The 2,132-nt window shown below is 65.5% G+C and carries 3 protein-coding genes; all 3 read left to right on the plus strand.

Going from position 1 to position 2,132, the window contains the following annotated elements; genetic code table 11:
* A partial coding sequence (locus JOZ76_RS36400; protein WP_291706203.1) for a PD-(D/E)XK nuclease family protein occupies positions 1-1,105 on the plus strand: 1,105 nt, incomplete at its 5' end.
* A gap of 104 nt (positions 1,106-1,209) precedes the next feature.
* Positions 1,210-1,530 (plus strand): thioredoxin, encoded by a 321-nt coding sequence (trxA, locus tag JOZ76_RS36405; protein WP_291706204.1) that lies wholly within the window; start codon positions 1,210-1,212, stop codon positions 1,528-1,530.
* A 148-nt stretch (positions 1,531-1,678) separates the two neighbouring features.
* Positions 1,679-2,132 (plus strand): ATP-dependent DNA ligase (locus JOZ76_RS36410; protein ID WP_441300161.1); only part of this gene is annotated, 454 nt, incomplete at its 3' end.

A 2,132-nucleotide genomic window follows, 5' to 3' on the forward strand; every position in this document is an offset into this window, starting at 1 on the left:
CGGCGCCAAGGGGCTGGAGGCGGCCGTCGTGTTCATTGTCGACACGACGTCATCGCCCGCCGACACGCAGCGGCTGAGACTGATCCAGCTGCCGCAAGACGATGGTCGCGAGGTGGTGGTCTGGGCCGGCAAGAAGTCCGATGATCCTGCTGCAGTCGCCGCCGGCCGCACCGCCATGCTGGCCGAAACCGAGGATGAATATCGCCGCCTGCTCTATGTCGCGATGACGCGGGCGGCGGACCGCCTGATCATCGGCGGCTGTCAGCCGGGCAACATGAACAATGTGCGGAAACTCTGCTGGTACGACCTGATCCGCAATGGCCTCGCCGCATCGGGCTTATCGGAGGAGACGATCGAAGCGGCGGACGGTGTCGTGAAGCGTTATCGGCTCGTGGGGGATGCCGGGGACCTCGGTAGCAGGGAAGTCGCAGACCGAAGGATGCCCGATCCGGTTGAACTGCCGTCCTGGCTGCGGATGCCCGTGGTCGCTGAGACCGCCCCCGCCCCGGCCCTGCGTCCTTCCGATGGCGGCGGCACGGCGGCAAGGCGGTTCGGCGGCGCGGCGGAGCTTGAGGCGCGCGCCCGCGCCATCCAGCGCGGCACGCTGGTGCACCGGCTGCTGCAATCACTGCCCGATATTCAGCCGTCGCGCCGGCGCGAGATCGCCCAGACCTTTCTCGCCCGAAACGCGGAAACCTGGAGTGAGGCGGAGCGCGATGGCCTGGCTGCAAATGTGCTGGCCGTCATCGCGGAGCCGCGCTTTGCGCCGGTGTTTGCCGACGGTAGCCGCGCCGAGGTCGCCATTGTCGGCCGGCTGGAACGGCCGACTGGACGGAGCGCCCTGGTGTCCGGCCAGATCGACCGCCTGGTGGTGACGGCGGACGAGGTTTTGATCGTCGACTTCAAGACCAACCAGGCGCCGCCAAAGGCGGCCGCCGAGGCGCCCGAGGCCTATGTCAGGCAGCTCGCGCTGTATCGGGCGGTGCTGCAGAAGCTTTATCCCAACAAACGGGTCCGCGCCGCGCTGCTTTGGACCGAAAGCACTGAACTCATGGAGATTTCCGCCTCCGCGCTGGACGCTGGCCTCCCATCCGAAGCCGCTTGAGCGGACGAACTTGACCCGGCAGGAAGCCGTTCATACGTTGGCTGCATCATCCAAAGCGCGATTCTTGAAAACCCGCGCTGCTCCTGAACCGAACGAGGTATCCAATGGCCGTTGGCAAGGTTTCTGACGCCAATTTCGAAGCCGAAGTCCTGAAGGCGGACGGCCCTGTCCTGGTCGATTTCTGGGCCGAATGGTGCGGCCCGTGCCGCATGATCGCGCCCGCGCTCGACGAAATCGCCGGTGCAATGGGCGACAAGGTCAAGATCGTGAAGCTCAATGTCGACGAGAGCCCGAAAACGGCGTCGAAATACAGCGTGATGTCGATCCCGACCCTGATCGTCTTCAAGGGCGGCCAGTCGACGTCCCGCCAGATGGGCGCCCTGCCGAAGCAGAAGCTGCAGCAGTGGATCAGCACCGTGGTCTGATCGACGCCAAGACGATTTTCTTTGCGGAGCGGCCGGCGATTTGCCGGCCGCTTTGCGTTGGTGAGCAGGTGTTTTCTCTTTTTGACGAGCCGCCGCCTTGGCCCAGCGACCTCGAAAGACCGCGCGCCTCTCCGGCGCACTCCAGGCGATGGAAGCCCGCTCCGTCGACGCAATCCCCCGCGGACAGGAATGGCAGTACGAGCCGAAATGGGACGGCTTTCGCTGCCTCTTGTCGCGGCGGGGGAACAAGGTCGACCTGCGTTCCAAGGCGGGCGAGGATCTCACGCGCTATTTTCCCGAGCTCGTCACCGCCGCGCTGGACCTGCCTGCATCATCGTTTCTGCTCGACGGCGAGATCGTGGTGCCGCGCGCTCGCAGTTTCTCGTTCGACGATCTGCTGCAGCGGATCCATCCCGCCGCAAGCCGGGTAAAGAAATTGGCGATGGAGACACCCGCGCTCTATCTCGTCTTCGACCTGCTGGCGGCAGACCAGAAAGATCTCGCCGCGGCGCCTTTGAGCGAGCGCCGGCCGGCGCTGGAGGCATTCGCCAAAGCCACGCTCAAGGGCAACCCGAGCTTCCATCTCTCGCCGGCGACGACGC

This window comes from Bradyrhizobium sp., assembly GCF_019244115.1.
Taxonomy (GTDB): Bacteria; Pseudomonadota; Alphaproteobacteria; order Rhizobiales; family Xanthobacteraceae; genus Bradyrhizobium.

Bases quoted from the DNA above. Each gene is read 5' to 3' on its own strand.
- trxA (WP_291706204.1), top strand. From the start codon at position 1,210: ATGGCCGTTGGCAAGGTTTCTGACGCCAATTTCGAAGCCGAAGTCCTG.